Raw genomic sequence first — 19,153 nt, 5'->3', positions numbered from 1 at the left:
GCCCGGTCTCGATAATTCGGACGGCGGATCTGGCTTGGTGGGCTGGCTTAGGTGGGCGCCTTGCCCGGGGCAGCGTCAGTGCGGCGGGCAGGATTGCCAGCTAGGCGCCGTCCTGGCGCATCAAGCGCATGGTGTAGCTGTAGCGATCGGACCGGCGAGCAGTACGACCAGCATGTTGATCCCCCGCGGATGGTCCGGCCGAACTGAAATCAGGTCACCGCAGAGCGCCGACCATCCTCGGCGCTGCCGCGCGAACAACGATCAGCTGTCTGCCCAGGGCCGCGCCAACCGGTGGCCGACGCGCAGCGAAAACATCGTATCTTTCAATTGCCCCTCCGACTGCTTGGCCTTGTCATGAACGCGCTTCCAGCTGAGCGCGATGAAGTCTTTCTGCCTCTGGGAGCGCGTGTTCAAACGCGCCCTGATGCGTGCCGCCGCGAGGGGAATAGCGTTCTTTTCGCACAAATGGATGAACAGTTCCCAAGCCACAAAGAAGCTCTCGTCGTTCTTTGCAGCTAGCGCGACATCCAGCCATCCCAGACATCGCTGCGTCTTCTGGAAGTTTGCCTTGGCCCGCCGGTAGACAGCCTCGATCCAGCCGCCGAGCGGAGCCTTAACAAGTTCATTCTTCCACAGGGCACGCATGGCCGCAGAGTCATCCAGATATCCGGCGATCATGACAGCTCTTGCGATATCCCCGGAAGTTTCGGCCGTGCTGAGCAACTCCTTGACGAGCGCGACCGCCCAAGCGCTCCGCTTGTGGCGGACGATGAAGGTGGAAAGGGTCAGGAGTTTCCAGTCGCTGCTTGCGTCCATGATTTGCTGACGGCGCAATTGATTGACGTGCTCGCCGTCGTCCGCTTCAAACGGCATCTGCTCGATATCTTCTCCCGCTTTGAACATTCCGTCGGAGCGGCTCAATTTAGTCCAGTATTGCGCGCCCTTGGCCGGGTCGAGGTCCAGGAACGCCCGCACGAGATCCACTCTTGGAAATTCATAACGTGCGAAGGCGGGATTGTCGTCGGTCGCAAACAGCCGGTCAGCGAGTGCAGTCAATTCGCTGGGCTTTTGCTCGACCAGCTTCTTCGTTGCGGCAAAGTGGTTGACCCTGTAACCGAGCATCGTGTGTGACGCCGGCGGATTCAATTCCCGTTCGACGGCGTCTTTCAGAAAGGCATCGAACACATAGGCGCAATCGGGCCGGTATTTGACCTTACGCCATAAGATCATGCTCCACTCGTTACTCGCTCGCTCAGCCATCGCTTTGAAGGACTTGGGGGTTACATGCATCGCCAACAGCGACACGCCCGTACTGTTCTCCTTGGCAGAGCGATCCGGCGATGCGGCCCATGCCGACTGCAGATGCCGCTTTGCCTGAAACGTATCTTGGGCATTCAAGGCAACCAAGAAGGCTGTTTCACGTATGCTTGTGTCTTCATGGGTGAGTAATGTGGCCAGCACCTCCCAGTTCTTGGGAAGTTGTTTCGGTGCGCTGAGCACGAGATAGACCAGCCATCCCGCTAGCCGGTCAATGGGCTGATCCGGTGCAAGCCGCGGCCCAAGGCTCTTCACCATAGCGGGCGGCGGAGCGCGCAACACATGTTCCAAGGACATCAGAACGGAGCGGGGAGCGCCGAGTTCATCCCACAGCGCGATCTGATCGCGAGGCGCGCATCCGAAAAAAGCCGCAGCGATCAGCGCGTGGTCAACCTGATCGAGCTCGCTTTGGCGCCGGTCCTTGCGGCGCTTGGTCAAGACCGTGCGGATCCTCTTCTGGATGGGTGGCGTCAGCAGGAGCAACAAGCTCTCGAGTGAGAAGCTAAATCCGAGGAGACGCGTCTCATCGCGGCGGCCGACGGAGAGCAGGAAGCGCCGGTGGAGAGCGACGAGGTCATTGGGCGCCCAGCGCGCCAAGGCCGGCATGGCCCGTTCGAGATCGAGGCTTGCAGCCGTGCGGCCACGTCCACCGCCAAGCTTCGAGACAGGGAAGGAACGGGCGTAGGCGCGCAGTCGCTTGACATACCGCGGCGCGATATTCGCATCGGGATCGTTCGCGAAATCCGAGAGGACGAAGATTGTTTGCAATACGTCTGGCGGCTCGCCTCCCACGAAGGTCACGGTGCCGTCGATCAGCGACGCGGTGTCCTTCCAGGCGCTCGGTTGGTGTGGCTCGCCTTCCGGTCGCAAGGAAGCAAGTCTGGCGGTGGCGGCAGGCCCGCCATGGGCTTCGAGCAGATCGAAAGCCGTCTCCCTGATCCCGGAAGCGCGAAGGGCCAACAACTCGTCGACGGTCTGCAAAAATATCGGGGTCGCAGCGGCTGCGTCGATCGGGTTGAGGCGCAGCGACCATGCGACATCATCCAGATGGTTTGCGCTGCCCATCACGGCGCGGCTGAGTGCCCATCCACGCCAGAGGGGCGCCTGTACCGCGCGTGGCAGATAGGTGGCTATCGTGTTGACGCGGTAGAATACCCAGCTCGCACTGGTGCCATCCTCGATACGGATGAGATCGAGCTCCGCAAGAGCCTTCGAGCCGATATCGCGTCGCAGGCCGTCAAGGCGTTCTTCGGTTGCCGCGAAAGCCTCAGCTCTCAACTGCGGGCTGGGGTTATAGTTGATAAACTGCCCTTCCCGCGGGTCCGGCCAATAGGTCCGGGCCCATTTCGCAAGAAACGCGATCACGTCCGTTTGCCGTCCGCCATCCCCGGCGACGTTGGCGATACTCTTGATCAGTATCTCATCGACGGAAGAGCCCCCCGCACGCTGCAGCCACACGGTTTCGGCGACATCAAGCAGCGGCGCGGGATTGACGCTACCGATCCGCCAGAGGTGCTGGAAATGCGCGGTCGAGAAATTGTGCGAGGAAATCCAGCGTCGCAACAGGGCCCGGATCGCGTGGGCGGGATAGGTGGGATCGAGGAAAATCAGCGAAATCACGGCGGCCAGGATATCGACGCCAAGGGTCTGATCTTCGGTCGGACCAAGAAACCGGTCGACGCTGCTGTCGACTTCTTCCTCTGTGGCGAGCGATCGAAGTTCGCTGTGCAACGCCAGGCCAATCGCCAACGGCAGAACGGCCTTGTCCATTTCGAATTGTAGGGCTCCCGCCGGGCGAAACCACACGCCAGACGTCACGTCATCGAGGGCCTGCAGGATATCTTTGTCCGGCTGCCCCGTGAAGCCGGCCAGCTTGGTCTTGAGCGCGACGCGGGAGAAGGTGCTGCTGGTGTTCCAGGTGCTCTGAATGTCGCGTCCGAGGTCCGACATGAATTCACGGAACACCGCATCATCCAACATCGGCGTGCTCAAGCGCGCGCTGAGCCGATGCTGAATATAACGCAGCATCAGGTGCTCGGCTGAATGCGCCGTCCAGTCGTGTTCCCGGTCGAACATTTCCGCCGCCACAGCAAACCAGCTCGGCCATTTGATCAGGCCCAGGACATGCGGTGAGAAGGAGGCGCGCTTTTTCCCGTGTCGTGCGAGCAGCGCATCCAGTTCAGAGTCATGGAAATGGCTGAGCTCGACAGTCGCGGGTCGCGGCTCGAGAAACTGGCCCGACCGGAAACCCGACCGCCAATGCGACGGCCGGTCGGTCAGAACGATCCGGATGGTCCCGTTCCAGTCCGTGTCGGCGGCTTCCGCCAAGAGTTGCTGGACAAGCGGCTGGCTGGTGCCCTCATTGGTTCCGTCGAGCATCAGCCAGATGAAGGGCCCCTCCCCGGGATGCGCCAATGCGGCTTGGCGCCAGCGCTGGACACGCTTGGTCCAAAAGGAAGCGGTTCGGCCTGGCGCCGGCACCCATTTGGCGAGCGCGGTGCCGAGCACGTCGGCGAGCGACACGGAGGCGACGTCGCGGGCGGCGAACCAGACGCATAGCCGCGAGGGATCGCGTTCGCTTTCCCGTTGCCACCAGTCGAACAGGAGCCAGGTCTTGCCGGCACCTTCGTCGCCCAGAACAGCGCAAACCGCTGGCGCGTCCGCGTCCATCGACCAGCGTTCGAGCGCGTTGCATTCCTTGTCGCGCGGCGCCCAGATGCAGCCGGGCGCACGAAGATCGACGCTATTCTGCAATCTCGATTTGGAATCCGCGCGGGTTTGCAGCGTTTGACCAATCCGCGCTCGAACGGCGTGGGCCGTGAAAGCCTGCCCGAGATCGGGATGCTGCACATCGCGCAGGAAGGCAGTTTTTCTGGCTTCGAACGCGGGATGATCGGCGATTTTCCGGACTGACTGGGCGAGCTTCGCTCCCAGCACGCGCTCGACCGTGTGGGGCGCGAGCGCCAGCAGAAGCGGAAGGGGCGCAAAGACGTCGTCGCGCGCGCGCCAGTCGAGCACAAGCACGCCCAGCCCTTGCTCCTCGCCGATTTTCTCGAGCGCGCCGACATCGTCGGCGGACACCTCTTTGCTGGCGGCGAGAATCCAGAGCTCGATGGGGCTTCCGGACCGGGTGGCCGCATCGAACAGTTTCTTCTTGAGATCATCAAGCTTCAGGGTGGTGGTTTCCTGATAGCGCTTGGCTTCGATGCCAATAGCGATCCGGCCGCCGGCTCCGCCGGCGGTGATGTCGACGCCCCCTTGCTGGGAGGATTTCTGAACGCGCCCGGAGGTGCCGGTGGCCTCGTTGAAGGCATCGCGGATCAAGCCTTCAAAGCCGTCGGCTCCGCTCGCGTGAAGCCGCACGAGCGCGCGTTGAAGGGAAGAACACAATTTGGTCGCATCGAACGGCACTACCGCACCTGTCGAAGGGGACGAACCAGCGATCTGAGCATCTTGATGCCTTCGCGTCCCGGGCACCTTGATCGCGGCCCCAGTGGTCGGAAGACGCTTGAGAGAGGGCTCGCCAGCGGCGGCGAGCATGCCGCTGCGCCGATAAGGGCCTGATTCTTCGGGCGCGCGCAACATTGGCCGCCGAGGCCTGCGAGCAGCCCGGGCAATCCGCCGACGTTGTGGATTTCGGCCCCATTCGGGTGCGACCTAGACCGAGGACGCAGAGAAACAGAGACTGTAGTGCCAGACCGCCGAACCGTTGTCGGGTCACGTTAGCTCTTCACAGCTACCAAAAGTTGTGAAAGGCTGCCTTTATTGCTGGGTTGGATTCATTTCAGAAATGTCTATTTTGTGCTTGCGATTTGATGTCGCGCTGCGAAACATCGGCGCCGCTGCGCGTCGAAGTGGAGCGCTGGCTGCCCTCTTGCTCGTCGCATCCGCCAGCCCGATGCATGCGCAAACAACCGACGCGCGGGCCGACAACCTGGAAAAAGCCGCCAAGATCATTCTGGAAAACGATAAGGCTTGGACGCCAGTGTTTTCTCCCTCGATCCGCTTGAAGTCGTTCGATGTCGGGTTAAGCGATTTTGTATCAAGGCTTGCCCCGCCTGATTTCAACCCGGGGCGCCCAACCTCAAACGCCTGCGGCATGCAGCGTTTCCAAATGAAGCTGTTCGACAGCGGCGGCGGCGTGGCCAACGAGTTTGCTGTGCTTCTTGATCCGCAAACGGCGGGCAGTCCCGTGAAGCCCGGCTATCTCCTTGTGCGTACCGAAGTGCTCCACGTGGATTCGGATGGAAGCCCGCGCTCGTACCATCCTGAAGATCCGCTCGGACGCAAACCATGCACGCTGACACCATCGCCGAACGGCGTCGGTTATGTTTCCGATCGGGCCTGCGCGATGGACAAGATCGGTAACGCCCGTATCCGCGTCTTCCGCTCGGGAGGCGAACTCAAGAAAGATGAGCTGGCGACGGCCTGGACGGGGCTGTGGCCACGCATCCGCGACAAGGTGACCCCTGCGATCGATCGGCAAGACATGCCGCCAGACCTTGCCACATCCTACTATGGCTACGAGGACCGGGCGAACGATTTGATGGCGTTCCTGAAGCGCGGCATCATTCCCGAGACGAATGACAAGCTTCCGTGCGTTCGAAAGTCAGCATCGCGCTTCAAAGGCTATTTTGTCGCGGCGACCGCGCTGACCCACAAAGAGGATGTGCCGGGAGCCGACATCGATGATGCCGGTGCCATCGCCGAAAAGGAGTGCAGTCCGCTGCGCTTCCTGGACGCGGCGGTCACGCCGTTCTTCGTTTTGCCCGGGCGTCCGTTTGGCGCGGTCGGTCAGGGAGATATCGCCATTCTTTATGCCGTCGTGAATGGCCAGGAGCGGGTCGTGCATGCCGTCATCGGCGACTCCGGCCCGACAGAAAGCTTCGGAGAGGCGTCCGTGGCCCTGCTTCAGCTCCTGAAGCGCGGCAGCATCCTTCCAGTCCGGAACAACGCTGAGTTGAAAACTTGGGACATCGACGGCTCGCTGACCGTGACCGTCCTGCTCCTCGGCAACACACGGTCGGCGGTCGGGCCGCGTTTCACGCGCGATGCCATCGACGTGGCGGGGCGTCAGGCGCTTGAGGTCTGGAACAACCATCAAGCCGACCTGCTGGCGCGTCTTCGGGCGTGCTCCACGCAGGCGCCCGTTAACAAGCACAGTTGAATATCTGGGGAGATTGCTGAATGGCCAGCCGGTATCTGCATGGCGCAGTTGGAATCGCTATGGCGCTTCTCGCATCTCCCGCGGCGGCCGACATGGCTCCAACCGAGCCCGCGGAGGTCGACTGGAAGGTGGCGATTGCAGCCTACAAGAGCCAGGCCGGAGACAATCTTGAGGGCTTGCGCGGTATACGAGCCATTCGAGACCACATCGCGCAGCGCCATCCGATCGAGGGACTTGAGGCGGATACGCAGCAAGACCTCGCCACGATCAACGCGCTCATTGCTCCGATCCGGCCGAACATTGCATTCGCAGGATCGCCGGTGCTTCTGCCATTCGACGTCAAGCGGCTGTCGGATGATTTCCTCCGGAGCGGCTCGCCACGGGGAGCCGAAAACACCGCGGTCTATTTCGGCAGATTCAAATCGCTGGCCTTTCATCCGGGACCGTACGGCTATCGCGCCTACCTCGGGCTGAAAAAGAGCTCGACCGTCATGATCTCGGGCTCGAGCATCTTCTATAAGCTACCCGGCAATCCGACGCTGCCTGCGCTCAAATCCTGCGTCGGCCTGGTCGCCGAAGCCAAGAAAGCGGCCTCGGATTCCAATGCTAGAAATGCATTCTTTTCCGATCTTGCGAAGTATGAGCGCAATATCGGCGAAGTTCAGGCCCAGAACTTCAGCGAGATCGAAGCCGCGATCCCCTGCATGTTCGCCGGCGCCTTGGTCGAGGTAAACATCCTTTGCGACGAGGTCGGTGATCCCGACTGCAAGGTCAAGGATCTGGCGCAGGAGATCATCGCAAGCCTGACCTTCGTCGGCGGCGCGCCGCGCAGCCGGCAAGCCGCGAACACGAATGATCCGATCCAGCGGCTTGGCAAGGAGGTGAAGGATCTCACAGCCGCCGCCAAGGGCAGCAACAAGAAAACTCCAGCCTACGGCGAACCCGGAGATATCATCCCGTTTTCGGGTGTGCATGGCAAAGGCGGGTCGAAGGATCCCAACGTCTATGGGCCGATCCTTTTCCCGACGGATCTGTCGGCGGCCGCTCAAACCGTCGTTTACCGAAGCGACGAGGAATGTCAGACGGGCGAGGTCAACGGGACGACCGATTGCAAGACGCAGACCGGGCTGACGATCGTCAAATCCAAGCCTGGAGAGTGGCGAGATAACTTTTGCGAGAAGCGGTCGGGCGGCAGTCTTCTGACATGTCCCGAAGGCATCGGTCACGCAGGCCAGGATATTTGGGGGAAGGGATGGAACGAGTCCACACTCAAGTATCCGCTGCACGCGGTGGCCGACGGCATCGCGTTCCGCAGATTTCCGACCCAGCCGGCGGTCACACTGTCAGACGTGAATGCGTCAAATATCGACTACATCTATCGGCACATGCGACCGAGTGAGCTGAACAGGACGGTCGCAGCCGCCGTCCCGCAAAAGGTCAAGCGCGGCTGCACGCTGGCACCGGTGGACCGGCTGCAGTCGGTTGCGAAGAACGGTCCTCTCGTTGACGGGAATACGCGGTTCGATGCGACCGCACGGCATTTGCACTTTGAAATCCGTGTCCCGACGCGCGCGGGCTACCAGAATGTATCGCCGTATCAGACGGTAATGCACGCGCATCGTGTCAACGTCACGGGCGTGGATACATCAGCGGCAGTGGTCGGCCCCTGTCCGCGATCCTAGCGCCTTCAACACTGAGACGATCAATCTATTGGTCGCTGGATTGCTCACCGTAATTTCTGCTGGACGGCGTAGATGACGACATCTGCCCTGCGTACATCGTTTCCCGCTGCGATCGACATTCTCTTCACCATCTCCGGCCCTTATCGCGCGATCCGCCGCGCGGAAATGGACGCGCACAAAGCTTTGGTGGATTGCGCACTCGGCGGGGAATATTTCGACGCATCGCCCGAGCGGGCTCTCGAAGCAACCCTATCGGCACTGGCTCGTCACGGCATCAAGACGCCTTGACCCTTCCTTTCGGGACAACATTCTTCCTCCCGTACAGACCACGCCAAGCGCCGGAGCCGGTTATCGATATAGGACGTGATGAATGGCAAAGACTTGTATTATCTGCGGCAATCGAGCCGGTTCGGCCGAACACGTCTTCCCGGCCGTGCTCGGCGGCAGGCGCACCAATCGGGGCATTTATTGCGGTCCGCATAACGAGGGGTTCTCTCCGCTGGCAAAAGCGATCGGCGGCCAGCTCAAGACGATTAATGCATTGCTGGCCGTTCGCCCTGATCATGCGGACAAGGCCGAACCTTTTCGCTGCACGTCGCCCACGGGCGAACAACTGGTTGTCTTTGACGGCAAAGTCGAGCGCGCAACGCCAACAGCCGCCAACAAGGATCAACGCCCCCAGCTTCGGCTCGTTCTTGGCGGAGACGACGGGCTCAAGGCGATCGCCTACGTCGCCTTGACCTTCTTTGCCGCGCATTTTCAAGACCACGCGCGCAAACCCGGCATGCAGCCGATCAAGGACTTCCTCCTTGGAGCCGGCGCCAATGAGTTTGTTTGGTGGGAGAGTGAGGCCTTACTGGAGGGTTTGCCTCAGAATCCTTTTGCATTTGGTCATACCATCGTGCTCGCAACGTCTGCTGCGACCGGCGAAGCGACCGCTTTCGTATCTTTGTTCGGGAGCCTAAACTTTGGAATTGCGATCGCCACGGTTGACGGGCTGTCCGACGAGACCGTGGTGGTTTTCATTGACCCACAGGCCGACCATCCGCCGCACGATATCCAAGTGGCGAGGCACAACACGATATTGATCGAGGTAGAGCGACCCGAGCCATTGCACGCCCATCTTGCCAGGACCGTCTCCGAGGGTACGGGAGAAAAGACCTTGCAACGGCTTGTGGAACGGATCGAGGAATGGAAATTCGGGAAGGAAATGGCTGCCGACCTCGACCGGTTGAATGGGATCCGTAGCTTGCCAGCGACGGCGCAAAAGGCGGCTGTTGAGAAGATCGTCCAGGAGCACGCGCGTCGCATCTACCGCCTTATGCGACATATCGCCGATGACTTTGAAGCGGCCAAGAAGGGCGGGCAAGGCCCCGAGCGCATCATTATCCCCATCTTGAAGGCGATGGTCGCTCTGAACGCGCCGCCCGGCCCGACTTTCAGCGTAGACGGTGAACGGGTCATGATCGCGTCGCTGGATGCGTTCACGAAGGATCTTGCCGCAAAGCTCGCCGTGGGCGACGTCGATATGGACTACCTGTGGGGCCTGTTCAGCGGCGGTCATGGCGCCGGCATCGTGGGTCACATCATGTTTGCCGCCGCGGCAAAATCGTTACCGGAGTGAGTGCAATCGCAACGTATCCGGCAAGAGGTGTCTCTTCCGCGGTACGCCAGACATGGGCGGCATGATCGCGCTGCGTCGGAGCCACGCCACAGTTTCCGATGCAACCAATCTCAAGCGGATCGCGAAAACAACAAACCGATGCTTGCGGGCACTCTGTATTTGTGCCAACCTCTAGTTGACTTCTTACATATTGCTTCCAATATTTTTAAGCCGCGGGGCTTAACGATGATTTTGATGGGCCGGCATTTTCTGTCGAGAGCGCTCGTTGCTTTGACATTCGGCGCGCTTCTCATCTATGCATCCGAGGCTGAAGCGCAAGCAGCGCTTCCGGCAGGGGTGAGCAAAGAAGAAGCCTTTGGTACCATCCTTCGCGCCTCGAAGTGGGAGCGTCTGAACGTTCAAGTTTGCTGGGAAAATCCAGCAAGTGACGACGCGCCCTATCGTTCGATTGTGCGGTCGGCTGCGGAAGACACCTGGCAACGCAATTCAAAAATCAAGTTCGAGGGCTGGGGAAAATGCGCGCAGGATACCCCAGGCATCCATATTCGCATTTCGGATGAAGGCCCTCATACCAAAGCGCTCGGCCGTTTTCTCGACAAGCGGCCTGATGGCATGGTCCTTAATTTCACATTCGCGTCCTGGAGCCAGAGTTGTCAGAAGACGCGCGATTTCTGTGTTTACGCCGTCGCGGCCCATGAGTTTGGACATGCGTTGGGGTTCGCCCATGAGCAGAATCGTGAGGACGCGCCGAGCGAGTGTCGAAAAGACGCTCAAGGCACGACGGGCGACTACAACGTTACGAAATACGACCCACAATCCATCATGAACTATTGTAACCCGATATGGAACGGCGACGGAAAATTGAGCACGCTCGATATCGAAGCGCTGCAAACCATTTATGGACCGCCCGGCTAGCGCTTTTCATCGCGCTGTGGGCTCCCGTCAGCGCCGTTGCTGACGACGCCGCTGTTAGGGTGGCCGGGAGATACGACGCGCGCGTCGGCCACGTGGAGACGATAGGGACGCTCTTCAATGACACTCAAGACGTAGGAGGCGGCTCCGGCCTTCTGATCGGTGATACCTTCGTCATCACCAACAACCACGTTATCCCGGCCGAGAACAACTACAAGCGCCTTGATATTCTTGTTCGGCTCAAGTCGCGTCTGAACAATCCAAAAACGGCCACCCTTGTCGCGCGCGACCCCGGCCGCGACCTTGCGCTGCTGCAATTGAACGCACCTGCTGCGGACGCCGGTGGCGACCGCTGTCCGATGCCGATCCTGGTGAAGCCGGTGCAAGCCCCGATGGGGACAACGGTCTATGTGCTGGGCTTCCCGCTGAACCAGGACCTCAGTTTGTCGGGAGGCTTGATCAGCAACCACGGCAGCCCGCCGACGGAACTCCGCTGGCAGACGGACACCGTCATGAATCCCGGCAACAGCGGCGGTCCGGTGTTCGAAAGTCACGGCTTTCTTCTGGGGATTGCGGCCGGCGGAATCGTCAAGTGGACATACGGGGGCGAAACCCATGACGTTGATGGCGTCAATTTCTTCATCCCCGCCGCGGAACTGATCGCCAGCCCCTTGTTTACGCATATCGCCGGCGTGCCAGCGGACAAGAGATGCTGGCGCGTACTCCTGGACGATCTTATCGCGGATGCAAGCATTGCCATCGCGATCGATGATGGGCCTTCGAAAGCACGCTCGGGTCCGGATAAACTCGACAGGGATTACACGGTGTCCGAGACAAAAGACGATCATCCGGTCGTCTTTGCATCGCATTCCCGAAACTATCAATCGCGCTTCCAGGCCGAGCCTGGCTATAAAATTGTTGCGTGCACGCCAAGGCCCCAGAGCGCCAACCACGCGCACGATATCACGTGCAACATCGATAGTGGCGGAGGCTCAGCTGTCTTTGCCTACCGGCTGGAAAGCGGACCTTCGGTCGATCAGTGGCGGGGATGGTGGACCGGGTTCGTCACTTTGCGGCAGGAGCGAAAGCCGGCGGCCGGCCAACAATAGAGATGCAACGCGGCCGACGTCGGTGGATCACGGACCGGGCTGACGCCGGCAAATTGTCTTCAAGGGCGTTATGATGAAGGACTAACCATCCTAAGGGGGGCGTGACGTGTCATCAGGAATGCGACGAGCGGTGCTTACGCTTGCATGCGGGCTGGGCGGGTGCGCCGTCATGCCTGATATAGCCCCCGATTGGGCGCTGCCTATGCGAGAGATCATGCTGCATTCCGCGTGCGAGCTTCAGGATGCGCTCGGTGCGCTCGATCACGAGGTGCCGCCTGAGTTGTTCAACGCGCGAAACTGGAAAATCGCAATCACGCTGAATCCAAAATCGGAAGCGGACATTGTTCCTGGCGCGGGCCTGACGCGGAGGGGCCCCGCCAACACGGCCACACGCTTTTCCAACTGGGTTGTCGGTGGCAGCAACGGCGTGACCCTCGATATGAGAGGCAACCGTGCCGGGAGCGTGGACTTCAATTTCGATTCCGAAAAGCTCATCCTCGATCGCAGGTTACCTTGTGAGCGGGAAACCATTTCCTATCATGCGCTCACCAAGAATCTGGCCGTCAAGGACTGGCTCTACCGTTCCGTCCAGGCCACTGCCCTGGCGGGCTCGACCATCGATAATCCAAAGTTCGCAGCCCAGGTGGTGGTCAAGTTCAACGGCAGCGCCAGCTACACCTACACATTCCCGGTAGGCACCGACCTTCTGACGCTGGGCGGCTATTACCAGCTCGATGAAACCTTGAGCATCGTCTTCACGAAGAAGCCGGCCGTCGTGGCGAAGTATGACCTGGTGACGCTGCCGGCAGGCGGAGCGGGCTTCAATCGAAACCAGGCGCGTCCTGTCTCATCGACAATTTCGATACTTGAAGATCAACAGCTCTCTCTTCAGCAGATCAGGCAGCAGTTGCAGAATATCAGGCCGGTTGGCCAATAAGGGGACTCGTCATGGACGCCGGAGATACTTTGCAGACGACGCTTTTGATCCTGTACTTCGTTGGGCAGCCGCCAGCAGATCCCAAGGGTATTCCCAAAGCCGAGCTCGAAACCAAGATTAATTGGACGCTGCAAAGCACCAGTCAGATCGAAACACGCAGCCCGGAAGCGTGCCGCGCGATTGGCAACCAGCTGATCGAGAGAATGGACAAGGTGAATACAATGACCGTGCGCGCGTATTGTCTTTGCGCGGATGGATCGGGCGCGATCTGCAAGGGCACGGAGGAAATGTCCAAATCGCGCGATCAGAGTGATGCAAAGGTCCAGAGAGATACGCAGGCGCGAAAGGACGAGAAAGGAACCGTTGAAGTGCTCGGTCGACCGGGAGCGCAGCGACGGGGCCTGCCCAGGAACTGACGGCGGTCTGCTTTCCTGCGCGGATGACCGCAATGATGCGAACGCGTTGTGGCAGCGCGCCGCAAGCTGGATAGTCTGATCGAGCGCTCCTACGCCGCCACGTTGTCCTGGGCGCTCTTGGCGTCCAGGACAAGCGCCCGGGCTTTCTCTTGCATGGCAGCGTGCCTGACGCCCCACGGATCCGTTGCGCAACTGGTCTAACACGTAGCCGAGGGGACGCGCTCGCGCTCGACCACCTCCCGCGCGTCGGTCGAGCCGACGCGCACCGTGGCGTAGGGACGTGGCCGCCACCTTACAGAGCTGTTCGGCAGACGTCAGAAAGTAAACCTCATGCCAGCGGTGGGACTAAATTCAGACGTGTTGAGATGCGAGAACGCGAAGCCCCCGCTGACCTTCGAGTACGCGATTCCGGCGTACAACTTCAGATTCTTCGTCCAATCATAGTCGACCCGGGCCGACAAAACCTGTTCCGATCCGGCGCAATTTATGAAGGCACTGCTGTTACAGGCCTTGCTTGAGAAAATCGGCGCCACGATGCCTGGAATACTGTTGACGCCTAGTCCGTAGCTATTTTGATCATAACGATAGTAGGCGACCGCGGCCGACCACTGCGAATCGTATTTATATTTTCCGGCGATGAAGCTGGCGTATACGATGCGATTACCCCCGGTGAACGCATAGTTTACGATGCCTGCCGCGCTCGATCTCAGGGTTGATTACCTGGGCGCCCCATCCGTACTCGACGAAGAACGATGACGGGGAATGCGCGTAGAAGGACGTCATGTGATCATTGGTGTGCCGGCCGAGCGAATAGGCGATGCGGCCGTCCTCGAGCTGCGCGAGATCATAACCCTGCCCAACATCATCGAGGCTCTGCATCTCGACCATGAAATGGTGGAAGCTGCGTTTGCCGGATCCGACCATCGCGAAGCTGTGATGGCGGCCGACGAGGACACAGTCAAACTCTACGTGCCCCAACTCGACATCGGCAATCAGGGCCTTGAGGCCGTCGCGCCAGTGAATGGCAAGGCCACTGAGACCTTCGTCGGCATAGGTGCGAACGATGGTAATGTTGCGATCTCTGGCGTAGGCCGCGATCACCTCAGCCTGGTTTGCCGACGAGTAGCGCTGACTGTCTCGGGACATGCGGACATACTGTGCCGCTCGGGTCGGCGGCATGGAACGACCGGACGCAATCGGTATCTCGTAGAACACCACCGCACCTCGCCACAGGTCGGTCAGGTCAGCCCGAACTCAAGATAGGCCACAAAACCAATCGAGCCGTTTACGCGACCGCGGCGAGTTGAAGCTTAGATGACTCAAAATGCGACGGCCCTGACCACGCGCGGGCTGTGCGCAAGTGGGCCACCTCACATTTCGCCTCCTGCAATCTGTGGTACAGATTGGCCTTTGGCGCACTTTGGGGGAACGGTGTGCGATGCCGAAGAATATTGTGATCTTTTCCGACGGCACAGGCCAAGCCGGCGGAATCAATTTCGACGAAGCGCGGACGAACGTTTACAAGCTCTACCGAGCCTGCCGCATCGGCCCGGACACGAAGGTCGAACCATCCGAACAGGTCGCCTTCTACGATGCCGGTCTCGGTTCGGCCTCGGATGGCGGTCACTTCAAGATCGGCTGGATGCGCTGGCTCTACAACCTCGCCAGCATGGCGACGGGCCTCGGGATCACGCGGAACATCGTCGATTGCTACGCCGCGATCATTGCCCTTTATGAGGTAGGCGACAGCATCTTTCTGATCGGTTTCAGCCGCGGGGCTTATACTGTGCGATCGGTTGCCGGCGTCATGACCTATTGCGGCGTCCCGCGTCATATGCCCGATGGCTCGCCCCTGCGCCGCGATCCAAAGAGTATCCACAAGCTGGCCGAGCATGCCGTCAAGGATGTCTATCAATTCTGCCCGTCCTACTCGCGCAAGACTCTTGGATATCGGCAGTTCCTGTTGGAGACCCGAGACGCGATCGCCGCACAATTCAGACAGCAGTACGGTAGCACAACCACCATCAACGGCGCCGAGCGGGCGAACGTCTTTCCATACTTCATCGGCGTGTTCGATACGGTCGCCGCCCTCGGCCACAAATATCTCGGCACGGCGCTCGTGACCTCCAGCGTTGCGCTGCTGATCGGGGTGTACTGGCTCGGTGGCTTCCTTCAGCCGGTCTTTCCATGGGCGGGATGGGGAACTTGGATTCTGAGTTACCCCGGCGTCGCCGCAGCCCTGATCGTTTTTCTCATGAACTATCTGAAGATCGCGCCATCCTTGCCCGGCTACGGGTTCTTGAAGCGCCTCCGGACCGTGCATTTCGCACCGCCGAAGCACAAGTTCTACGACACGACGCTGAATCCAAATGTCGGCTATGCCAAGCATGCGATCTCGATCGACGAGAACCGCGCGGACTTCAAGCGCGTCGGCTGGTCGCCCACGGCCGAGAAGCAGGACGTACGCGACGCGCATGGCAACCTCTATTTCGAACAGGTTTGGTTTCCGGGGGTGCATGCTGATGTCGGCGGCGGTTACCTGGAAAATGAGGCCCGCTTGTCGGATGCGGCGTTGAACTGGCTGCTCGCCGGAGCCTCACTCGTCCCGAACGGCCTGAAACACGACGGCAGTGTCCTAAGGCTGTCACCTGATCACGCCGGCCACCAACACAATGAGCAGGCGGGTAGTTTCCTAAAGGCCGGGGTTCGCGATCTTCCCATTGATCCGAAGACTGGGGAGTCGAGATCACCGATGCACAAATCGGTCTATCGGCGCTTCGCGGCAGGATCGGTTCTCCTCTACGACCGCATGGCAGCTTATCGGCCGGACAACATGAGAGTTCACGTCGACTTCAAGCACTATTTCGATGGCAGCGCGGCGGAGCTGCCCCAATGCGGCGCCGACGACATAGAACAGAAGTGGGAAAATGCCCGCCATGTCGGGCGGCTCTGACCCAGATAGAACCTTGAAAAGCGGTTCTGTCTGGCGGCCTTCGAGGCAGCTTCGCCTCCGCCTAAGCGAGCAAGGTAGATCACAATGCCGAGAGTGGATCCGCCGATCGGCCGCCAAAATCACCGTTTGAAAAACCGTTTTACTTCGGCTCTCTCAACCGGTTTCTCTCGCTAAGATCTTGATTTATATGGTGGGCGCACCAGGGCTCGAACCTGGGACCCGCTGATTAAGAGTCCGCTCAGGACTGTTGCCGATTCACCCTATGTGCGCATCAGTAACAACCTTGTCCGGCGCCGCTACCACGCAGGTAGTGCGAACATCACGTTATCGATTAGACGCGTCGAGCCGATGTAAGCTGCGGCGCACAAGGCCGCTGGCCGAAGTAGCGGACTTTCAGCTGGCCCGAGCGTATCGGCGTCGACAAGCTCGAGATATTGCAGCCGGTCAACAGCCTCCAAATACTGCTTGGCGATCGCGAGCAGTTCCTTCGCGTTGCGCTCTCCGGCCTGAAATTCAGCCATCGCGGCGAAGAGGCCGCGACTGATAGCAAGGGCGCGCCCACGTTCTTCCTCGCTGAGGTACCGGTTGCGACTGCTCATCGCAAGGCCGTCGCTTTCGCGAATTGTAGGGATCGTGACGATCTCGATCGGAAGATTGAGATCAATCACCATCCGGCGCACGACCGCACATTGCTGAAAATCCTTCTGTCCGAAAAAGGCGACGTCCGGCTGCACCATGTTGAACAGCTTGGACACCACAGTCGCTACACCACGAAAATGACCTGGCCTGAAGGCGCCGCATAGAGGCTTCGCAATCTCGTCAGGCTCGACGAAGGTGTGGAATCCCGGCGGATATACCTCCTGCGCGTCGGGCGCGAAGAGGATCGCGACACCGGCATCGTAACATAGCTTCTCATCGCGCGGAAAGTCGCGCGGGTAGACACTGAGGTCTTCGTTCGGGCCGAACTGGGTAGGATTGACGAAGATGCTAACGATGGTGATGTCGCATTGCATCTGGCTTGCCTTGACAAGCGCCAAATGGCCATCGTGCAGATAACCCATTGTTGGCACGAAGCCGACGCTTTTGCCGCCAGAGCGGGCCTCACTGATCGCACGGCGAAGCTCGGCGACCTTTGTGATTGTTTGCATGGTTGCGTCAGGCCTTCACGTTGGGCGGAGTCCAACTTGCGATTGGATCGGCAAGAGCTTCGGGAAGACGGTAGGACTCCTGTGATCCGGGGAATGCTCCGCTACGCACATCGGCAGCCCAGCGTGAGAGCGCGCCCTGCAATAAGTCGAACCCATCCGCATAGGCACGAACAAATTTGGGACGATGCGCCCGGGTCAGGCCCAGCACATCGTGGAATACTAGCACCTGGCCCGAACAGCCAGAACCTGCGCCGATACCAATAGTCGGTATGTCGAGAGACTCTGTCGCTCGCGCAGCCAGCTCGGCAGGAATACCTTCTAGGACCAAGGCGAAGCATCCGGCTTCCTGCAAACGGTAAGCATCGTCGAGCAGACGTACAGCGTCATCGGCGCTCCGTCCCTGCACCTTGAAGCCACCCATGACATTGACGCTCTGCGGCGTAAGGCCCAGATGGCCCATCACAGGAATTTCGCAATCGACCAGGGCGCGCACTATTTCGATGCGTTTGGCGCCGCCCTCGAGTTTGACCGCAGCTGCGCCACGTTGCAGGAATCCGCCGGCATTGCGAATCGTTTCCTCGACACCAAGATGAAAGCTGAGAAATGGCATGTCGGCGACGAGCAAAGCACGTGGCTTGGTGCGGGCAACCGCTTCCAGGTGATGGTTCATCATCGCCACGCTGACCGGCAACGTGTTGTCGAACCCAAGGCAAACGTTGCCGACACTGTCGCCGACCAGGATGATATCGACGACAGAATCCGCGATGCGCGCCGTTACTGCATCATAAGCGGTGGTCATGACGAGACTGCGATCCTCCCGCTTCCACCGCTGCAGCATTGGAATGGTCACACACTCGTTCGGCGACTCGGAAACGTGGCTCACTTTGGATCCCCGATCAGTTGACGACCTCAGTTCGATTCTGCGGCGCGAAGCGGTATGGCCTTGATATCGCCTGACTCGCCCATGATCTCGAAGCGATAACGCCCCGAAGGCTCTGGAGTGACCACATATGTCAGGCGATCGGCAATCTGGTTGTCGCGATCAAAAGTGAGAATCTTCGGCCTCAGCTGAACCATTCGCGTCTCGTCCAGGTAAGTTGAACTACAGACGATGATCTGATCGCCGGCTTGGCAGGTGCGCGCGGCAGCCCCGTTCAGGATGCAGCAGCGCGAGCCGCGTGGTCCAAAGATCACATAGGTCCATATCCGTGCCCCGGAATTCTTGTTCCAAATCTCCACGAATTCCATCGGCAGAATGCCAGCTTCGTGGCAGTGCTCCGGATCAAGCGTGATGGAACCGTGATAGTGAAGATTGGCTTCCGTAACATGGATGCCATGCAGCTTGGCAGCGAGCACTTTTCTCATTTGAGAACACCGTTCAGCTTGCAGGCATCGGCGGGAAACAGTGCTTCCTAAAGAGCACGAGAAAAACACTGTCAACAATCGGAAGAAGAAAGAAATTTCCATCTCGAAAACGACCTGTTGGCGCATCGAAACCTCTAATGATCGCGCCATCATCAAATTGGAATCCCCGAGCCACAATATGTCGTCATATGGCAGGGCTTGTTTCGCTCGCCTCGCCGGCATTTCAAGCGCTGCACTAGGAGCAGTGTCGTCGTGGAGTTGAATCTGAGGCCATCGGCGCTGGGCGCAAAGTGACTCGAACCTAGTACAAGCTGACCAGGGTCCCTAGGTCGTCCGATTTGCGCTCCAGAGTCGCCGATTGCCGCACTGCCAAAGGCACCAAGCTGCCCGAAGAACAGATTTCCCGGTACACGCTGAAAGGAACGGCCGAGGCAGAGGTCTCGTGAAGCTGTGAGTACCGGCCAACAGATGCGCAAGCGTAACAGCGACAAGCTCGCCCGCGTTAAAGCACGCCCCGATCCCT

At 59.8% G+C, this 19,153-nt stretch carries 13 protein-coding genes and 2 pseudogenes; 9 read left to right on the top strand and 6 right to left on the bottom strand.

The window, feature by feature from the left end; translation table 11 throughout:
- Positions 1 to 261: 261 nt before the first annotated feature.
- Positions 262 to 4,857 carry a hypothetical protein gene (locus ACVWW3_RS02480; RefSeq protein WP_456671840.1) on the bottom strand — a complete coding sequence of 1,532 codons (4,596 nt, stop codon included), beginning with the start codon at positions 4,855 to 4,857 and terminating at the stop codon, positions 262 to 264.
- A 250-nt stretch (positions 4,858 to 5,107) separates the two neighbouring features.
- Between ACVWW3_RS02480 and ACVWW3_RS02475 the strand changes: the two genes are divergently transcribed.
- The 8 genes from ACVWW3_RS02475 (at position 5,108) to ACVWW3_RS02440 (ending at position 13,164) form a co-directional block, all read left to right on the top strand.
- Positions 5,108 to 6,484 (top strand): hypothetical protein, encoded by a 1,377-nt coding sequence (locus ACVWW3_RS02475; RefSeq protein ID WP_456651004.1) that lies wholly within the window; start codon positions 5,108 to 5,110, stop codon positions 6,482 to 6,484.
- A 20-nt stretch (positions 6,485 to 6,504) separates the two neighbouring features.
- On the top strand, positions 6,505 to 8,166 hold the full coding sequence (locus tag ACVWW3_RS02470; protein WP_456651005.1) for a hypothetical protein: 1,662 nt from the start codon (positions 6,505 to 6,507) through the stop codon (positions 8,164 to 8,166).
- A 72-nt stretch (positions 8,167 to 8,238) separates the two neighbouring features.
- A complete protein-coding gene (locus ACVWW3_RS02465) occupies positions 8,239 to 8,454 on the top strand; it encodes a hypothetical protein (RefSeq protein WP_456651006.1) in 216 nt (71 codons plus the stop codon).
- 82 nt (positions 8,455 to 8,536) lie between these two features.
- Complete coding sequence (locus tag ACVWW3_RS02460) at positions 8,537 to 9,790, top strand: hypothetical protein (RefSeq protein WP_456651007.1); 1,254 nt, start codon at positions 8,537 to 8,539, stop codon at positions 9,788 to 9,790.
- A 225-nt stretch (positions 9,791 to 10,015) separates the two neighbouring features.
- Positions 10,016 to 10,705 (top strand): matrixin family metalloprotease, encoded by a 690-nt coding sequence (locus tag ACVWW3_RS02455; protein WP_456651008.1) that lies wholly within the window; start codon positions 10,016 to 10,018, stop codon positions 10,703 to 10,705.
- A gap of 92 nt (positions 10,706 to 10,797) precedes the next feature.
- Entirely contained in the window at positions 10,798 to 11,811 is a 1,014-nt protein-coding gene (locus tag ACVWW3_RS02450; protein ID WP_456651009.1) for a S1C family serine protease, read from the top strand.
- A gap of 214 nt (positions 11,812 to 12,025) precedes the next feature.
- Positions 12,026 to 12,748, top strand: coding sequence for a hypothetical protein (locus ACVWW3_RS02445; RefSeq protein WP_456671839.1), 723 nt, complete (start codon positions 12,026 to 12,028; stop codon positions 12,746 to 12,748).
- 11 nt (positions 12,749 to 12,759) lie between these two features.
- Entirely contained in the window at positions 12,760 to 13,164 is a 405-nt protein-coding gene (locus ACVWW3_RS02440; RefSeq protein ID WP_456651011.1) for a hypothetical protein, read from the top strand.
- 708 nt (positions 13,165 to 13,872) lie between these two features.
- Here the strand turns inward: ACVWW3_RS02440 and ACVWW3_RS02435 are convergent.
- Together ACVWW3_RS02435 and ACVWW3_RS02430 are read right to left on the bottom strand one after the other, a co-directional pair.
- Positions 13,873 to 14,109 (bottom strand): annotated as a pseudogene (locus ACVWW3_RS02435) (VOC family protein); the annotation flags it as partial.
- A 3-nt stretch (positions 14,110 to 14,112) separates the two neighbouring features.
- A pseudogene (locus ACVWW3_RS02430) lies at positions 14,113 to 14,343 on the bottom strand (recombinase family protein); the annotation flags it as partial.
- 181 nt (positions 14,344 to 14,524) lie between these two features.
- Between ACVWW3_RS02430 and ACVWW3_RS02425 the strand changes: the two are divergent.
- The gene (locus tag ACVWW3_RS02425; protein WP_456651012.1) at positions 14,525 to 16,117 is read left to right on the top strand and encodes a phospholipase effector Tle1 domain-containing protein; all 1,593 of its coding nucleotides are present in this window, start codon (positions 14,525 to 14,527) and stop codon (positions 16,115 to 16,117) included.
- A gap of 296 nt (positions 16,118 to 16,413) precedes the next feature.
- Here ACVWW3_RS02425 and panC read toward each other — a convergent pair whose 3' ends face one another.
- From panC to panD, 3 genes are read right to left on the bottom strand one after another with little or no spacing between them, the layout of a single operon-like run.
- Positions 16,414 to 17,265, bottom strand: coding sequence for a pantoate--beta-alanine ligase (panC, locus tag ACVWW3_RS02420; RefSeq protein ID WP_456651013.1), 852 nt, complete (start codon positions 17,263 to 17,265; stop codon positions 16,414 to 16,416).
- Positions 17,266 to 17,272: 7 nt separating this feature from the next.
- Positions 17,273 to 18,148 carry a 3-methyl-2-oxobutanoate hydroxymethyltransferase gene (gene panB, locus ACVWW3_RS02415; RefSeq protein ID WP_456651014.1) on the bottom strand — a complete coding sequence of 292 codons (876 nt, stop codon included), beginning with the start codon at positions 18,146 to 18,148 and terminating at the stop codon, positions 17,273 to 17,275.
- A 26-nt stretch (positions 18,149 to 18,174) separates the two neighbouring features.
- A complete protein-coding gene (gene panD, locus ACVWW3_RS02410) occupies positions 18,175 to 18,630 on the bottom strand; it encodes an aspartate 1-decarboxylase (RefSeq protein WP_456652075.1) in 456 nt (151 codons plus the stop codon).
- Positions 18,631 to 19,153: the final 523 nt, after the last annotated feature.

This window comes from Bradyrhizobium sp. LM2.9, assembly GCF_054056555.1.
The sequence above is the reverse complement of the archived record's forward strand: the minus strand, read 5'-3'. Positions and strand labels throughout refer to the sequence as shown.